This is a genomic window from Mycolicibacterium pulveris, from assembly GCF_010725725.1.
Taxonomy (GTDB): domain Bacteria; phylum Actinomycetota; class Actinomycetes; order Mycobacteriales; family Mycobacteriaceae; genus Mycobacterium; species Mycobacterium pulveris.
The window spans coordinates 1,331,360-1,348,158 of sequence record NZ_AP022599.1 but is presented as its reverse complement, the minus strand read 5'-3'; the positions used below and the strand labels follow the sequence as shown (position 1 = coordinate 1,348,158).

At 65.7% G+C, this 16,799-nt stretch carries 14 protein-coding genes; 9 read left to right on the top strand and 5 right to left on the bottom strand.

The window, feature by feature from the left end:
- The first annotated feature begins 47 nt into the window (after positions 1 to 47).
- From G6N28_RS06650 to G6N28_RS06630, 5 genes are read left to right on the top strand one after another with little or no spacing between them, the layout of a single operon-like run.
- Positions 48 to 1,076: an MCE family protein gene (locus tag G6N28_RS06650; protein WP_163898407.1), complete on the top strand. Its 1,029-nt coding sequence runs from the start codon at positions 48 to 50 to the stop codon at positions 1,074 to 1,076.
- The gene (locus tag G6N28_RS06645; RefSeq protein WP_170307885.1) at positions 1,073 to 2,338 is read left to right on the top strand and encodes an MCE family protein; all 1,266 of its coding nucleotides are present in this window, start codon (positions 1,073 to 1,075) and stop codon (positions 2,336 to 2,338) included. The genes G6N28_RS06650 and G6N28_RS06645 overlap by 4 nt, the downstream gene beginning before the upstream one ends.
- Entirely contained in the window at positions 2,335 to 3,588 is a 1,254-nt protein-coding gene (locus tag G6N28_RS06640) for an MCE family protein (RefSeq protein WP_163898401.1), read from the top strand. Before G6N28_RS06645 ends, G6N28_RS06640 begins: the two co-directional genes overlap by 4 nt.
- Positions 3,585 to 4,715, top strand: a complete 1,131-nt coding sequence (locus G6N28_RS06635; RefSeq protein WP_163898398.1) for an MCE family protein — start codon at positions 3,585 to 3,587, stop codon at positions 4,713 to 4,715. Before G6N28_RS06640 ends, G6N28_RS06635 begins: the two co-directional genes overlap by 4 nt.
- The gene (locus G6N28_RS06630; protein WP_163898395.1) at positions 4,716 to 6,131 is read left to right on the top strand and encodes an MCE family protein; all 1,416 of its coding nucleotides are present in this window, start codon (positions 4,716 to 4,718) and stop codon (positions 6,129 to 6,131) included.
- A 16-nt stretch (positions 6,132 to 6,147) separates the two neighbouring features.
- Here the strand turns inward: G6N28_RS06630 and G6N28_RS06625 are convergent, their stop codons facing one another.
- From G6N28_RS06625 to G6N28_RS06605, 5 genes are all read right to left on the bottom strand, one after another.
- The gene (locus tag G6N28_RS06625; RefSeq protein WP_163898392.1) at positions 6,148 to 7,164 is read right to left on the bottom strand and encodes an LLM class flavin-dependent oxidoreductase; all 1,017 of its coding nucleotides are present in this window, start codon (positions 7,162 to 7,164) and stop codon (positions 6,148 to 6,150) included.
- A gap of 23 nt (positions 7,165 to 7,187) precedes the next feature.
- The gene (locus G6N28_RS06620) at positions 7,188 to 8,249 is read right to left on the bottom strand and encodes an LLM class flavin-dependent oxidoreductase (protein WP_235674487.1); all 1,062 of its coding nucleotides are present in this window, start codon (positions 8,247 to 8,249) and stop codon (positions 7,188 to 7,190) included.
- 26 nt (positions 8,250 to 8,275) lie between these two features.
- The gene (locus tag G6N28_RS06615; RefSeq protein WP_163898389.1) at positions 8,276 to 9,775 is read right to left on the bottom strand and encodes a carotenoid oxygenase family protein; all 1,500 of its coding nucleotides are present in this window, start codon (positions 9,773 to 9,775) and stop codon (positions 8,276 to 8,278) included.
- A 204-nt stretch (positions 9,776 to 9,979) separates the two neighbouring features.
- Positions 9,980 to 11,512 (bottom strand): aldehyde dehydrogenase family protein, encoded by a 1,533-nt coding sequence (locus G6N28_RS06610; protein WP_235674486.1) that lies wholly within the window; start codon positions 11,510 to 11,512, stop codon positions 9,980 to 9,982.
- A 132-nt stretch (positions 11,513 to 11,644) separates the two neighbouring features.
- Positions 11,645 to 12,325, bottom strand: a complete 681-nt coding sequence (locus tag G6N28_RS06605; RefSeq protein WP_163898383.1) for a TetR/AcrR family transcriptional regulator — start codon at positions 12,323 to 12,325, stop codon at positions 11,645 to 11,647.
- 267 nt (positions 12,326 to 12,592) lie between these two features.
- Here G6N28_RS06605 and G6N28_RS06600 point away from each other — a divergent pair, with 267 nt between their 5' ends.
- The 4 genes from G6N28_RS06600 (at position 12,593) to G6N28_RS06585 (ending at position 16,754) form a co-directional block, all read left to right on the top strand.
- Complete coding sequence (locus G6N28_RS06600) at positions 12,593 to 13,843, top strand: cytochrome P450 (protein ID WP_163898380.1); 1,251 nt, start codon at positions 12,593 to 12,595, stop codon at positions 13,841 to 13,843.
- The gene (locus G6N28_RS06595; RefSeq protein WP_163898376.1) at positions 13,840 to 14,787 is read left to right on the top strand and encodes an LLM class flavin-dependent oxidoreductase; all 948 of its coding nucleotides are present in this window, start codon (positions 13,840 to 13,842) and stop codon (positions 14,785 to 14,787) included. The genes G6N28_RS06600 and G6N28_RS06595 overlap by 4 nt, the downstream gene beginning before the upstream one ends.
- Before the next feature lie 2 nt (positions 14,788 to 14,789).
- A complete protein-coding gene (locus G6N28_RS06590; RefSeq protein WP_235674485.1) occupies positions 14,790 to 15,956 on the top strand; it encodes an acyl-CoA dehydrogenase family protein in 1,167 nt (388 codons plus the stop codon).
- A 93-nt stretch (positions 15,957 to 16,049) separates the two neighbouring features.
- Entirely contained in the window at positions 16,050 to 16,754 is a 705-nt protein-coding gene (locus G6N28_RS06585; RefSeq protein ID WP_163898373.1) for a hypothetical protein, read from the top strand.
- Positions 16,755 to 16,799 lie beyond the last annotated feature (45 nt).

Here is a 16,799-nt window from a genome sequence, read left to right as displayed (position 1 = left end):
CCGGCCGAGCACGAAAGCTCATACCAGCTCATACCTAGGAGACTTCGGTGCGAGACAACCTGGCAGGCGCCGTCTGGCGTTTCGCCGTCTTCGTGGTGGTCTGCGCGTTCGGCATCTTCGCGATCTTCGCGATCTTCGCCCAGCTCCGATTCCAGCCCGAGGACACCTATCGGGCGGAATTCACCGACATCACCGGCCTGAAGTCAGGTGACTTCGTCCGGATCGCCGGCGTCGAGGTCGGCAAGGTAGGCGACATCTCTATTCGTCCGGACACCACCGTCACGGTCGAATTCACAGTCGACCGATCGGTGGTGCTGACCCACGCTGCACGTGCGATCATTCGCTGGGACAACCCAATCGGTGACCGCTACCTCGAACTTCAGGAAGGCGCGGGCGATACCAAGCGCCTGCTGGCCGGCCAGACCCTTCCGGTGAGCAACACCTCACCCGCGGTCGATCTCGACGCGCTCATCGGCGGCTTCAAACCCCTGTTCCGGGCGCTGGATCCCGAACAGGTCAACACCCTGACAGCACAACTGATTCAGGCGCTGCAGGGCCAGGGTGCCACGATCAGTTCGTTTCTTGCCCACACCGCCCAGTTCACCAGCACGCTCGCCGACCGAGACGACCTCATCGGACAAGTCATTTCCAACCTCAATGTCGTGCTGGGCTCACTCGCCGACCAGAACAAGAAGTTCGACAAGTCCCTTTCGGCGGTGAACGAGTTGGTGACGGCGCTCTCCGAGCGGCGCGACGACATCACGACCGGGATCGCCTACATCGACGAGGCGACGAAGTCGATCGCCGACCTGATGGCGGCGGCCCGCCCCCCGCTGGCCGACACCGTCGAGCAGACCGACCGTGTTTCGGAACTGGCGATGGCCGACCATGACTACCTCGACCATCTGCTTGCGACGCTGCCCGACGCCTATCGCGCGCTGGCCAGGCAGGGTCTCTACGGCGACTTCTTCAGCTTCTATTTGTGCGACCTGTTCCTGAAGTTGAACGGCAAAGGCGGACAACCGGTTTACGTCAAGGTCGCCGGCCAATCCTCAGGGAGGTGTGCGCCCAAGTGAAGTCGTTCTCCGAACGCAACCTGATCGTCGTCGGCGCCGTCGGCGTCGCGGTCTTCGCGGTGTTCCTGGTCGCCGCGTTGCAATACAAACGCCTGCCGTTCTTCAACAACGGCCAGTCCTACTCCGCGTACTTCAGTGAGGTCGGGGGGATGGCGGTGGGTGCCCCGGTACAGGTCTCCGGATTCAAGGTCGGTGAGGTAACCGATCTGGAGCTCACCGGAAATCGTGTCCTGGTCGCCTTCAAGGTCGACAAGTCGATGCCCCTGGGCGACCGCACCGAAGCCGCCATCAAGACCCGGACCCTGTTGGGTTCCAAGATCCTCGAGATCAGCCCGCGCGGTGAGGGCAGGCTGGAGGCGCCGATACCGCTGGATCGCACCACCCCGCCGTACCAATTACCCGAGGCGCTCGGCGACGTTGCCTCCGCGATCAGCGAGCTGAACACCGATCAACTTTCGGAATCGTTTGCGACGCTGGCCGAAACCTTCAGGGACACGCCACCGGATCTGCAGGTCGCGGTGGCAGGGGTGGCGCGGTTCTCCGAAACCCTGAGCAAGCGCGACGCGGAGCTGCGCAGCCTGCTGGTCAACGCCGAGAAGGCCACAACTGTGCTGTCACAACGCAGTTCCGATGTCGCCGGCCTGATCAACCACACCAACGCGGTACTCGCCGCGCTGCGAACCCAGAGCGGTTCGCTCGACGCCATGTCGTCGCACCTGTCCGCGGTGGCCACCCAGCTGTCCGGCTTCGCATCCGACAACCGCGGCAAGCTCAAGCCGGCGCTGGAGAAATTGAACGGCGTGCTGGCCCTGGTCGACAAGTACAAGGTGAACATCCAGAAGTCGCTGAGCATGCTCAACGCCTACGGGATGTCGTTCGGTGAGACGCTGTCCTCAGGGCCGTTCTTCAAGGCCTACCTCGCCAATCTGCTTCCCGGCCAGTTCATTCAGCCGTTCATCGACGCCGCGTTCTCCGATCTGGGTCTGGATCCCAACGTGTTGCTGCCGTCGCAGCTGGCTGACCCCCAGGTGGGCCAGCCGGGCACGCCGGCGCTGCCCTCGCCGTTCCCCCGCACCGGCCAGGGCGGTGAACCGAAGCTGTCGGTTCCGGACGCCATCACCGGCCACCCGGGCGACCCGCGCTATCCGTACCGGCCACCGCCGCCCGCGCCGGCGCCCGGTGGACCGCCGCCAGGACCACCCGCCGTCGTCGCGCCGGCGCCGACCCCGCAACCGATCCACGTCGAACCGGAACAGCCATGAACCGACGCATGCTCACACCGATCGTCGCCGCCGTGCTGGTGCTCACCCTGATCGCCGGCGCCGGGGTTCTGGCGCGGTCCGCGCTGGCCTCGAATCGCATCCTCATCACCGCCTATTTCGACAACAGCAACGGCATCTTTCCCGGCGACGAGATCAGAATCCTCGGTGTTCCCGTCGGCAAGATCGACACCATCGAACCCCAACCCGCACAAGTCAAAGTGACGTTGTGGGTCGACAAGAAGTACAAGATCCCCGCCGACGTGCAGGCGGCGATCCTGGCGCCGTCGCTCGTGACCGCCCGTGCCATCCAACTCACGCCCGCCTACACCACGGGGCCGGTATTGAAGTCCGGTGCGGTGATCCCGCGGGAGCGCACCATGGTGCCGGTCGAATGGGATGACCTGCGTGTGCAGTTGGAAAAGCTCACCGAGACCCTGCAACCCGCCACGCCGGGTGGGGAGAGCCCACTGGGTGCGCTGATCAACACCGCTGCGGACAACCTGCGTGGGCAGGGCGCCGACATCCGGGAAGCCATCATCAAGATGTCGGAGGCGTTCTCCGCGTTCGGCGATCACAGCAAGGACGTCTTCGGCACGGTCAAGAACCTGTCGACCCTGGTTTCCGCGCTCCAGTCCAGCACCGATGTGATGCAGGCGCTGAACATCAACCTGGCCGCGGTGAGCGGCCTTTTCGTCAACGCCCCCGACGAGATCGGTCAGGCGGTCGTCGATCTCAACGCCGCGGTGAAAGATGTGCGGCAGTTTCTCACCGAGGACGCCGACACCGTCGCGACCACCTCGGAGAAGCTGGCGGCGGTGGCCGCCGCCTTGGGCGAGAGCAAGGACGACATCGAGCAGTTCCTGCACATCGGGCCGACGACGATCTCGAACTTCATCAACATCTACCAACCGGCGCAGAACACGCTGACCGGTGTGCTGGGCCTGAACAACTTCGCCAACCCGGTGTCGTTCCTGTGCGGCGCCGTGCAGGCGGCATCCCGGCTCAACGCCGAACAGTCGGCGAAGCTGTGCGTTCAATACCTGGCGCCGATCATGAAGAACCGTCTGTACAACTTCCCGCCGATCGGCTTCAATCCGTTCGTCGGTGCCGCCGCGCGACCCAACGAGCTGACCTACAGCGAAGACTGGTTGCGCCCGGATCATCGGCCGACGCCGCCGCCGGAGAGCGCGGTGCCCGATCCCGGGGACGGCTTGAGCGGCATCATGGTGCCGCCCGGGAGCGGGTCGTGACGGCCCGGGGGCGGGCCGCGGCGGTGCTGCTCGCCGTCGCGCTGGGCGTGTCCGGATGCGCGGAGTGGGAAGGGGCCAATTCGCTGCCCCTGCCGGGCACTGAAGGTAGCGGGCCCGATTCGTTCGAGGTGCGCGCCGAGATGCCCGATGTCACCAACATCGAACGCAACCAACGGGTTCGAGTGGGTGACGTCACCGTCGGCCACATCACCAGGATCGAACGCCAGGGTTGGCACGCCCTGGTGACCATGCGCCTCAACGGTGATGTCGAACTGCCGGAGAACGCGACCGCCAAAGTGGGGCAGACCAGCCTGCTCGGCACGCTCCACGTCGAGCTGGCCTCTCCGGCGACAGAACCGCCGCACGGCCGTCTGCACGACGGCTCGTTGATTCCGCTGTCCCGCTCAGGAAGCTATCCGACCACCGAACAGACGCTCGGTTCCCTGTCATTGTTGTTGAACGGCGGCGGGATCGGTCAGCTGCAGGACATCACGAAGGCATTCGCGACGGCCTTCCGCGGCCGCGAGCAGGAGTTGCGCAGCTTCATCACGCAGCTGGACATCTTCATCGGCAAGCTCAGCGCGCAGACCGACGAGATCATCGAGGCGAACACCAGCCTGAATGATCTGGTCGGGCAAATCGCCGACCAGAAGCCGGTGCTGGACAAGGCTTTAGACATCATTCCCGACGCGCTGGCCGAACTCAGCAGGCAGCGTGACAACCTGGCTGAGGCGATCGACAAACTGGGGAAGTTCAGCGCCCTGGCCGCCGACGTCACGCATCAGACGCGTGAGAGTTTGGTGGCCAACCTGCGCAATGTCGCTCCGGTCCTCAAAGCGCTGGCCGACGCCGGACCGGACCTGACCGAGTCGCTGGGCCTGTTGTCGACGTATCCGTGGGTGAAAGAGAACCTGACCAATTGGTTCCGCGGTGACTACGCCAACCTGACCGCGATCATCGACCTGACGCTGAGCCGCATCGACTCGGCGATCTTCACCGGCACCCGATGGGAGGGTGATCTCACCGAACTGGAGTTGCAGTGGGGCCGCACGATCGGCCAGATGCCGAGCCCCTACACCTCCGCCAACCCGCTGGTGGCGCCCTACCACTTCAACCAAGGACCGTAGATGCACCTGTCCAGAGGCATCAAGATCCAACTGGCCGTCTTCAGCGTCGTCAGCCTGATCGCGGGGCTGGTCATGATCTTCGTCTACGTCAAGCTGCCGGTGCTGCTCTTCGGCGTCGGTCGCTACACCGTGACGGTGGAGCTGCCGCGATCCGGCGGCCTGTACGCCACCGGTAACGTCACCTACCGCGGGGTCGAGGTCGGTCGCGTCGACGACGTGAAGGTCACCCCCAACGGCTCCGTCGCTGCCACGCTGTCGCTGAAATCCGGTATCGACATCCCGTCCGACGTCAGGGCCGAGGTGCACAGCGTCTCGGCGGTCGGCGAGCAGTATGTCGCCCTGATTCCCCGCAGCGAGAATTCGCCACCGCTCAAAGACGGCGACGTGATCCCGGTGGCGGACACCTGGGTTCCGCCGGACATCAACAGCCTGTTCGACTCGGCGAACGCGGGCCTCGACGCCATCCCCGATGACGCGTTGACCACCATGGTGGACGAAAGCTACGTCGCCGTAGGGGGTTTGGGCCCTGAGCTGGCGCGGTTGGTCAAGGGTTCGACGGCGCTCGCGATCGACGCCCGCCAACACCTCGATGCCCTGACGGCACTGATCGACGAGGCGAAACCGGTGCTGGACAGCCAATCCGACACCTCGAGCGCGATCGATGCATGGGCGGCCCAGGTCGCCGACATCGCCGGTCAGCTCAAGGCGGAGGACCATGCGGTTGCCGGGTTCATCGACGACGGCGGACCCACCGCCGCGCAGGCTCAGCAGCTGCTCGATCGGATCGACCCCACCCTGCCGACGATTCTCGTCAACCTGTCGGGCATCGCCGACGTCGCGCTGACCTACAACGCCAGTGTCGAACAGCTGCTGGTGCTTCTGCCGCACAGCATCGCGGTCGAGTCCTCGCTGGCGTTGCCCAACGCCAACACCCGGCAGAATCTGCGCGGGCTGTATCTGAGCTTCAACCTCAACATCAACGTTCCGCCGCCCTGCACCACCGGATACATCCCCGTGCAGCAGCAGCGCACCCCGGATCAACTCGACTTTCCGGAGCGCCAACCCGGCGACCTGTACTGCCGGATCCCGCAGGACGCGATGTTCGGGGTGCGCGGGGTGCGCAATACCCCGTGTCCGACGAAGCCCGGGAAGCGGGCCCCGACAGCCAAGATGTGCCGCAGCGACCAGGAATACGTGCCGCTCAACGACGGCAACAACTGGAAAGGCGACCCCAACGCCACGCTGTCGGGCCAGGCCGTGCCTCAACCGCCGTCGCAGCCGATCGCAGCCGTACCCTACGACCCGGCCACCGGCACCTACGTCGGCCCGGACGGAAAGGCCTACACCCAAGCCGATCTCGCCCGAGACAACCCGCAGCAGACCTGGCAGTCGATGCTGATCCCGCCCGCGCGCTAGCGGGCGACGACGTCACTCAGCGCTTGAAGGCATCGATGATCTGGCGGTAGCAGTCCTCGGACTCCTCGGCGGTGAACGGCGGCACGTAGGACGTGTGCAGCGCCAGATGCGGCAGGTCTTTGTACCGGTCGAGTTTCTGCCGGCATTCCTCGGGTGTGCCGGTGATGGAGAACAGCTCCACGAGTTCTTCCGGGGTGTCCTCGAAGGCCGCCGGTCCCTTCTGCATCATCGCCACCCGCAGCTCGTTGACCAGGTCCTGCACGCCCTCGATCTCGGCGGCGATATCCGAAACCGGGTGCGCGATGTAGAAGCCGACATGCTTTTTGGCCCGCGCCAACGCGATATCGCGATCGGGGTGCACGCAGCAGATGATCTCGCACGACAGCTCGAGCTGGTCGGCGTTTCGGCCGGCCTTGCGGGCGCCCTCGGTGACATTGGGCACGACAATCTGTTCGTAGAACTTCGGCGTGTAGAGGTAGCCCACCCAGCCGTCGGCCTTGGCGCCGACCAACTTCAGCAGATTCGGGCGCATGCCGGCCACCAGAATCGGGATCTGCCTGGTGGGCTGTTCCCGCAGTCCCCACGGGTTGATCGGGGGCGCCGCGAATTGGTAGTGCTTGCCTTCGAAGTTGCCGACAGGCTCACCGGCCAGGTAGTCCCACGACCGCCGCAGCACCTCGACGTATTCGCTGAGCCGACCGATCGGGGTCTTGAAGTCGGTGGAGTGGAAGGCCCCCAGGAACTCGGGGACACCGGTGCCCAGCCCGAGTTTCATTCGGCCACCGGATAGTTCGTCCACATCGGCGGCGGCGTTGGCGGCCTCGAACGGCGACCGGGTGAAGGCGGTGGCCAGTCCCGTGCACAGGTCCGCCCGCGATGTGGTCAGCGCGGAGGTGGCCAACATGAGGAACGGATTGCGGTACACCTCGTAGGTCCAGATGGACGCGAAGCCCGCCTCGTCGGCCATCCTGGCGTATTCCGGGATCCGCTCGAGCGGGGCGGTCCGGCTCGGCATGGTGATTCCGAGTTTCATCTCAACACCTCTCGGTTGGTCGATCAGACGGTGGCGGTCAGCCGCGACAGGGTGGGCAGGACGGTGCGCGCGAAGCGCTGCTGGTTTTCGCGGGCGGCCTCGGGTGTGAGATCGCCGAAGGCCGAAACCACGATGAGGCCACCGGCGTTCGTGCGGTGGATGATCTCGCGGGTCTGCTCGATGACCTCGTCGGGCGTGCCCCAGGGCTGCAGCTCGGCCAAGAACTGGGCGAACCGTTCGCGTCCGTGCTTTTCGATGGTGCGGGCGATGTTGGTGTAGTACTCGTAGCCCGGGGTCTGACCCATCGTCGGATCGGCGAACCCGTAGTGGTCGATGGTCGATCGGTAGTAGTTGACCACCTGCTCGAAGAGCTCGGCGGCCACCGACCTGTCTTCGTGACAGGCGTTGAAGATCACCACCATCGGCTTGGGAGGCTCGCTGCCCTGGTGGAGCCGGTAGTGCTCGGCGTATCGCTGAAGATCGCCGACGGTCTGTTCCCACGGTTTCTGCAGAAAGATCATGACGCCCGCGCCGACCCGGGCGAGCACCTCGGCGGACGCCGGCGATATCGAGGACGCGAAGACGCGGCCGCGCAGCGGAGCCAGCGGCCGCGGCCGCAGCTCGACACCGCGTATCCGCCCGGTCTCGAAGGCATCCAACAGCTCGGCGGCGTACTCGTCGAACAGCTCGCGCGACTGGGCGATCGGCACGCCGAACCCGTCGAACTCCGAGCGCGCCAACCCGCGTCCCATCCCGAGGATCAGGCGCCCGTCGGACAGGTGGTCCAGGACGCACGCGTGTTCGGCGAGGCGGATCGGATCGTGCCAGGGCAGCACCGAGACCATCGTGCCGAGCTTGACCGTGCGGGTGCGGCCGGCGACCCAGGTCAGAAACTGCAGCGGGTCGGTGGACATCGAGTACCCCGCGAAGTGGTGTTCGACCGCCCACACGGAGTCGAAGCCCAGACCCTCGGCGGCATCGGCCAAGGCCATTTCGGCCCGCCACACCTCGGCGTCGGGGCGACCGTCGAGGTTCTGGAAGAAGTGGCCGTGCCCGATGTGCAGGCCGCTGGGTCGGCTGTGCATTGAACCGCCGTCCGATCGATGCCGGGTCAGTCGCGGAAGTCCATCCAGTGACCGTGCGGGGTCCACCCCATGTGGAACGGCAGTTCGATCTTGCAGATCGGGCCCGCGGTGATGTCGTCGGTGTCGAAGATCTGGAACTCGCCCTTGCGCTCGCCCCACCACGCCACCGGGACGATGAAGTAGCCGTCGCCTTCCGGGGCGTCGATGGTGCGCGGTGCGAACGATCCCTCGAGGACGGCGGCCAACCCCTTGTCGTCGCGGATCCGGTACACCTCCTCGGTGCACTTGTCGAGATCGTTGCGGATCAGGCTGTCCATCCGCATGCCGCGGCGTTTCGGCTGACCGCCGATCTGGAAGCCGTAACGGTGCCCCTTGCCGTAATAGCGCTGATCGACCTTGCCGATCTCCGACGGCAGATCGGACAGCTGCTCGGCCTTGGTCTCACCCGTGGTCAAATCGACGGTCCAGCGGCCCAGATAGCTCGCGGCGTTGCTGAAGAACAGCGCGGCCTGATCACCCGGGCTGAAGTTGTTCTCCATCGGGAACGGCGGTTCCTGGAAGACCGGTGCATCCAGGACCAGCTTGTCACCTTGCACGTTGGCGGCCAGCGTGTGCATGACGTACTGCGGCGGCAGATCGGTGTTGATCCACCGGATCTCGCCCTGCAGGTTGTGGCGCGGGATCAGGGCCAGCACGACCGGCAGGTCGGGTTCCCAGCCGAACACCGCCAGGCCCTTCGCGTTGCGTTTGGCGTCGATGATGAACGGCTGGAACGGCATCACCACCCACTCCGGGGTCAGCCAGATATCGTGGGCCACCGCGTTATACGGGGCGTCGTCGAGCGGACGCGACTGCACCGAGCCGTCGGCGTGGATGTAGTGCATGGTCACGAACGGCTTCTGATCCCCGTAGGTCCAGCCGTACAGCGTGCCGCTGTCCTCGTCCCACTTCGGATGGGCGCAGAACGCGCCGTCGCCGAAGCAGACCTGGTCGTGGATGCCGCGTGTCAGTGCCGGTGCCCAGTCCACGATACCTTTGGTCTCCAACGTGATCGGATCGATGACGTTGGGGGGGCTGCCGAGTTCGCCGGAGGCGACGAGCTCACCGCGGTGCGGGAAGATGTTGATGAAGTTGGTGCCCTGTGGGGTGTGGGCGTTCTCCTTGGTCCGCTTGACCGTTCCGTAGCCGTAATCCCGGTAATCGCCGAAGCCGCCGTCGGAATACTCGAACATGCTGCGGCCGTGCTTCTCCTCGAGGAGATACTTCGGCGTACGGATCCACCGGTTGCGAAAGTCGGCGCGCCCGTTCTCGAAGACCAGGCCCTGCACCATGCCGTCCATCGCCAGCAGCGGCGTGCCGCCCTGCGCCGTCGGGCGCTTCCAGCACGGGCCGGTGCGGTAGATGCCGCCGTAGAGGTCCTTGGGGATCTCACCGTGCGTGACGATGCACTCCTCCACCGTCGCCTCGAACCGCATCGGCGTGAACGGGCCCTTGGTGGCCACCGTATCGGGGATCGCGTAGCTCATCTGCCTCTCCAACAGTCGTACCGGTCCTGCACCCGTCGCCGGGCGCCGCTGCCGATGATGCTATCCACTCGGGACCAAGGTTGTAAACGATCGCTCACAAACTGTGTACGTGATGCTGCTGACATCGGTGATTTCTACCAGTTGACCTGCCAATCTGCCATGACACCGATTAGTTAACGAGCGCTATCGTCTGGCCCCGGAATATCAGCGGAGTTTGAGGCGGCGCTTCCAGTCCCCGGCCGACATGAACCTGGCGGCGCGTGTCATCAGCTGCAGGTTCCTGGCCTTGGTCGGATACCAGTAGATCTCCGCGGGCAGATCGAACCGTTCCTCGATGACCGACTTCCGCCAGCAGTACTTGCGGATTCCCTCGGCGCCACCGTGCCGGAAGCCGATCCCAGAACCGCGACGTCCGCCGAAGGGCACCGGCAGCTGGAAGACGTTGGTCATGACGTTGTTGATGTTCACCGAGCCGGAATCGATCTGCGCGGCGAGCGCTCGTCCTCGTTCTCGATCTTTGGTGAAAATGCTTGCGGCCAGCCCGAACTGGGAGTCGTTGGTGCGGCGGACCGCCTCCTGGGCATCGGCGACCCGGACGATCGGCAGCGTGGGCCCGAAGGTCTCCTCGCGCATGCACAGCATCGACTCGTCGACGTCGAGCAGGACCGTCGGCTCGAAGAACAGGCCGTCTCCCGGGAGCTGGCGCCCGCCGACGGCCACCGTCGCACCCTTGGTGACGGCCTCGTTGACGTGCTCCTCGATGATCTTGAGCTGATCCTCGGTGGCGACCGCGCCGATATCACGAGACACCTCACCGGGCGCGTCGGTGCCGACGCGTAGGCGGCGGGTGTGTTCGACCACCTTGGCGACAAACTCGTCGTACACGGGCGATTCCACGTATATCCGCTCCACCGAGACGCAGATCTGTCCGGCGTTGTAGAACCCGCCCCAGACCGCGGCCTTCGCCGCACGGTCGATGTCGGCATCGGCGAGCACGATCATCGCGTCCTTGCCGCCCAACTCCAGGCAGCACGGGATCATGCGCTCCGCGGCGCGCATCCCGATCGCTCGACCGGTGCGCACCGATCCGGTGAACTGAATCATGTCCACCGCGTCGACCACCGCGGCACCGGCCTCGCCGCGCCCCGTGACGGCATCGAGAACGTCGGGCGCCCCGATGGACTTCCAGCCCTCGACGGCATAGGCCCAACCCAGTGGGGTGACCTCCGATGCCTTCGTCAACACCGCGCAGCCGGCCATGAGCGCGGCCGGAATGTCGAGCATCTGCATCGCCAGCTGCGCATTCCAGGGCGTGATCGACCCGACGAGTTGGTGCGGGTGGAATTCGACCCACAGCCGCTTGGTCATCATCAGCGGGCTGTGCGGACGCGTCTTCTCCTGGGCGAGGAACTTCTCGGCGTGACGGGCCCAGTAGTTCAGTACGTCGACCGAGGCGACGATCTCACCGATCGGCAGATCGCCCCAACTCTTGCCGGTCTCGGCCTGCACTCGCCGCAGGATCTCGTCTTCGTGGTCCAGGATCCAGTCGCGGAACCGGTGCAACCACGTGCGCCTGCCTTCGAAACCGAGCGCCTGCCAATGCGGCTGGGCGGCCCGCAACCTACGGGCAACCTCGAACACCTCGGCCGAACTCATGTCGGGCACGGCGCCGATCACTTCGCCAGTGGCCGGTGAGCGCACGTCGATGTCGGGTCGGCTATCAGCTGCTGTGGACACTTCGACTCTCCTACCGAAGGTTTGGCTGGGTGGGCTGCCCTCTTCAGCCGTCGCACGAGCCATCATGCACCAGCCGCGATCAAATTGGAACGTAGTGTCTCAATTTGTGGAGGGGGGGGTCGGCGCTAGCCGTCATCGCTTCGGGCTGAGCCGGTCCGGGCGTTTCTGCGCGTCGGGCACCGCGCGAACCCCGTACAGCAGCACGCTGGCCATCTGCTCGATGAGTGTCTCGCGCTGTTCAGGCCAGTGCGGGTCCGGCAGCAGCCATCTCTCATAGGTCGCGACGCCGCTCGCCATGGCGATTGCCAGCCGCGTGTTGATCCGCGCGTTCTGTAGGTCGAGGCCCCGCGTGACGCCCGCGCGGACCGCCAGCTCGCCGATGTCGTCGAGAACGCCGCCCAACCGGTGCTGAAGCTCCGTGCGGTCGGCGTCGCCGAGCGGTGAGGACTCCGAAAGCGCCATGCTCAGAAAGTCTCGGTGGTCGAACAGGATGTCGAGCAGATCGCCGAGGAACCCGACCATCAAGTCCCAGAGCGGCGTCGGCTCAGCCTCCTCGGAGCGCGCCGTCATCAATTGGATGCGCTCGAGGAATTCGTCGAACGGACGCAGCATGGCCATCTGCACCAGTTCCTCGGCGCTGGTGAAATGGCGGTAGAGCACGGACCGGTGCACGCCGGCCTCGGCGGCGATCTCCTGCGCGCTGGCGGACATTCCCTTGCGGACCGCGACCCGCTCGGCGGCCGCGAGCAGAAGACGTCGCACTTCGGCAGGCCGACGACGGACAGGGGTGGGCGCGACGTCGAGTTTGGCCACCGCGTCATTGTGCCACCGTCGCGGGGGCGTAGGCAGCCCGTCAACAATTAAGAGACAAACTGTCTCTTGACGTGGGCGGTGTGGGCTGCTTCACTTTTCGATACCGGCGCAAGCCGGTCTCGCGCACGACACGCGCGGCCCCGCCGCGTTGTCGCGCCGTGGCTACACACGTCTAAAAGCTGTTGATATCAAACATTATTCACTTCGATATCGACGGGCGAGTGGTGTCCGTCGCTGCCTTCGTTGCGAGAGGAAGGACCTACCAGCATGACGGGCGTAACCGAACAGAACATCGCGATCAGCGTGCTCGATCCTGATACCTACGCTAACGGAAATCCGGATACCTACGGATTGCCGCTGGACCAGTACAAGTACCTGCGAGAGAACGAACCGGTCTACCGCCAGACGTTCGACGACCCGCTGCTCATCAACGAGGTGTGGGTGCTCACCCGCTACGAGGACATCCTGACCGTGGACCGCGACGCCGACACGTTCGCGGCGAACCGCGGCTTCGTCAACATCTGGACCGTCAATCCGATCGACCCGACCTCTGGCGGCAAACCGGCCATGCTCACCCAGGACGGTGCCGACCATCGGCGACACCGTGGGGTGGTCAATCGGACGTTCACCCCGAGCATGGTGCGCCGGCTCGAGGAGAAGTTCCGGGGCTACGCCCGTGCGGTGGTGGACCAGGCGCTGGCGAAGGGCTCGTTCAACTTCGTCACCGATGTCGCGCACGCGATGCCGATGGAGGCGCTCGGCGACGTGCTCGGTGTGCCGGCCGAGGACCGCCCGAAGTTCTTCGCCTGGGTGGACCGCTTCGCCGCACCGTTCGACACCCGCATCACGCCGTCGTTCGAGGCGGTGCTCGAGGCGATCTTCAGCCTCACCTCGTACGCCGGTGATCTGGCGGCGAAGAAGCGCGCCAACCCGGACGACGACGTGGTGAGCCAGATGGTGCGTGCCGACGGCGCGGATTCCATGTCCGAGGACGAGATCCTCGGCAATTTCGTCCTGCTCGCCAGCGGCGCCGCGGAGAGCACCCGCAACGCGTTGACCCACTCCATGCACCAACTCATGCGTGACCCGGATCAGATGGCGTGGCTGCGCGATCACTGCGATGACATTCCCGACACCGCCATTCAGGAGATGGTGCGCATCTCAACACCTTTCCTGCATTTCGTGCGGACGGTGACCAAGGACATCGAGATGCACGGCCAGCCGATCGCCGAGGGGGAACGTGTCTGCATGCTGCTTCCCTCCGGTAACTTCGACCCCGAGGTCTTCGATGAACCCGAGCGGTTCGACCTGACCCGAACCCCGAACCGGCATCTGGGTTTCGGTCGCGGCCAGCACACCTGTCTCGGCAAGCACATCGCGGTGCTGGAGATGAAGATCCTGCTCGAGGAACTGCTGCAACGCACCCGAGACATCCACCCGACCGGTGACATCGTCTACGTCCGCGACGTCTTCAGCCACGGTGTCCTCGAGTTGCCGGTTACCGTCAGCCCCGCATGAGGGTCGGTGTCACCGTCGACAACGCGGACACGGTCGTGGCCGACGCCCGCCAGGCCGAGCAGCTGGGGTTCGACCTGCTCGGCTGCGGTGAGCATCTGTTCTTTCACGGTCCCACGCCGCACGGTCTGACCATGCTGGCAGCGGCGGCGGCGGTCACCGAGCGGATCCGCCTCGTCTCATCCATCACGCTGTTGCCGCTGTATCCCGCGGCGCTGGTGGCGAAAATCGCGGCGACCGTGGACCGGATCTCCTGCGGCCGTGTCGAATTGGGCATCGGCTCCGGAGGCGAGTATCCACCGGAGTTCGCCGCCGCCGGAGTGGACGTCGCGTCGAGGTTTCGTCGGACCGAGGAAGGTCTCGAGGTGTTGCGCGCGTTGTTCTCCGGGCAACCGACGAGCATGGACGGCAGCTTCGCCACATTGCAGGACGTGACACTGAACCCGCCGCCCGTCCAGCAGGGCGGACCACCCATCTGGCTCGGTGGACGCGGAAAGCGTGCGCTGCAGCGCGCCGGCCGGTACGCCGACGTGTGGCTGCCCTACATGGTCGAGCCACGCCACCTCACGAAAGGGCTGGCCGTCGTTCGCGACGCGGCGGCCGATGCCGGACGCGATCCTGCGGGCGTCTCCGCGGCGCTGTTCGCCTGGGTCGCCGTCGACGACGACGCCGACTGGGCGCGAAATATCGGGATCGAGTGTGTGAGCGCAGCTTACCGGCAGGACTTCCGGCCACTGGCGGATCGGTACCTGCTCGTCGGCAGCCCCACGGACGTCGCCGGGAGGATCACCCAATTCCGGGACGCCGGCGCGGAAACCGTCCTGTTGCAGATCGCCGCGCACACCCACGAGCACCGGCAGCGCATTCTGGCAACGCTGGCCCGCGACGTCCTGCCGCGCGTGCGCACCGATCCGAACCAACCCAACACCTCGCAGGCGGGAGCATGAACATGGCAGCACTGGCAGCCGGGCAGATGGCCGATGAACACCGCGCGATCGCCGAAGCGGTGGACGCCATCACCGCGAAGTACGGGCCCGACTACTACCACGAGCAGGTCGACTCGGGCGGGCACTGCGCCGAGCTGTGGAAAGAGCTGGGCACCAACGGATATCTCGGTGTCCACCTGCCCGAAAAGTACGGCGGCGGCGGTTTGGGGCTGTCGGAGCTGCACCTCGTCGTGCACCACACCGCCCGCAGCGGCTGCCCGATGCAGGCGATGCTGTTCTCCTCCGGCGTCACGGGGACCGTGCTGGACCGAAGCGCCAACGACGAACAGAAGGAACGCTGGCTGCCGGGCGTGGCCAGTGGCGAGACACGGCTGTCCTTCGCGATCACCGAACCGGACGCCGGATCCAACGCGCATCGCATCGCGACGACCGCTCGACGCGAGGGCGATCATTATGTGCTGAACGGGCAGAAGGTCTTCATCACCGGGATGGAGTCGGCCGACTGGGTGATGGTGGTCGCCCGCACCAGCGTCGACGACGCGACGGGGCGGGGTCGCCTGTCGGTGTTCATGGTCAGCACCGACTCACCGGGCCTGTCGTGGGCACCCATCCGCACCGTGATGGGCCAGCCGGACAAGAGCCATCAGGTGTTCTTCGACAACGTCGCGGTCCCGGCCGAACAGGTGATCGGGACGGAGGGCCGGGGTCTGGCCGTGGCGTTCACCGGGCTGAACACCGAGCGGATCCTGACCAGCTCGCTGTGCACGGGCATCGGGCGGTACGCGTTGACCAAGGCGGTGGCGTACGCGAATTCGCGCCGGGTCTGGGACGTGCCGATCGGCGCGCATCAGGGCGTCGCGCATCCGTTGGCGGCGGCGTATATGCATCTGCAGGCGGCAGAACTGGTGACCGAACGCGCCTGCGCACTGTATGACGCGGCTGCAGAGGTCGGTGAACTCGCCAACACGGCGAAGTATCTGGGCGCCGGCGCCGGGCTCGAGGCGCTCGATGCCGCCGTGGCGGTGCATGGCGGCAACGGCGTCACCCACGAGTATCAACTCGCCACCTATTTCTGGGTGGTCCGCATGCTCAACATGGGCCCGGTGTCCAAGGAGATGATCCTGAACTTCGTCGCCGAGCATTCGCTGGGCCTGCCACGGTCCTACTGAGACCGCGGTTACGACATTACGACATATCTTGTCGTATCGTCGTACGTCCTGTTAGGGTCTTGGTGCGACCCGGCCGGGTGGGGAGGTGACCGCGTGGAGGCACGTGTCCAGCGGGTGATGATCTGGTGCGGACCGGTGATGGTTGCGGTCTGGTTCGCGATCTTCATCTTCGTCATGGGGTACTTCCCGCCGTCTCGGCCCAGCGCCACGGCGGAGGAGATCCGCGCGCTGTACGAGGCCAAACCGAACCTGATCAAGCTGGGGCTGGTCGTGGTGATGGCGGCGTCGGCCCTGTTGGTGCCTTGGGCAGCGGCAATCTCGGGGCAGCTCAGGCGAATTGACGGGGCCAAGGCGTTGGCCGCCGTTCAGTTCGTGTCGTGTGGCCTGCTGTCGCTGGAGTTCATCACCCCGATCGGCGTCTGGATGGCGGCCGCGTTCCGGTTCGACGGACGCGCCGCTGAGATCACCGAGGCGCTCCACGACCTCGGCTGGATCCTGTTCGTCACCGTCATCTGGTCGGTGTGGGTTCAGATGTGGTGCATCGTGATTGCGATCTTTCTCGACCGCCGTCCGGAACCGGTGTTGCCGCGGTGGCTGGCCTACCTGACGGCGTGGGCGGCGCTTCTCATCACGCCGGCGGGGGTGGTGCTGTTCTTCAAGGTCGGGCCGTTCGCGTGGAACGGGGTCGTCGGCATCTACATTCCGCTGGCCGCCTTCGCGATCTGGGTGGGGGCGATCAGCTACCAGGTGCACAAGGCCCTCGGCCGCCAGATCGCCGAGGGCTCCGAGCCGGGGTAGCCGATCCGGCATCCGGTCGCGGATCGGCGGACTCCGCCGGATGGA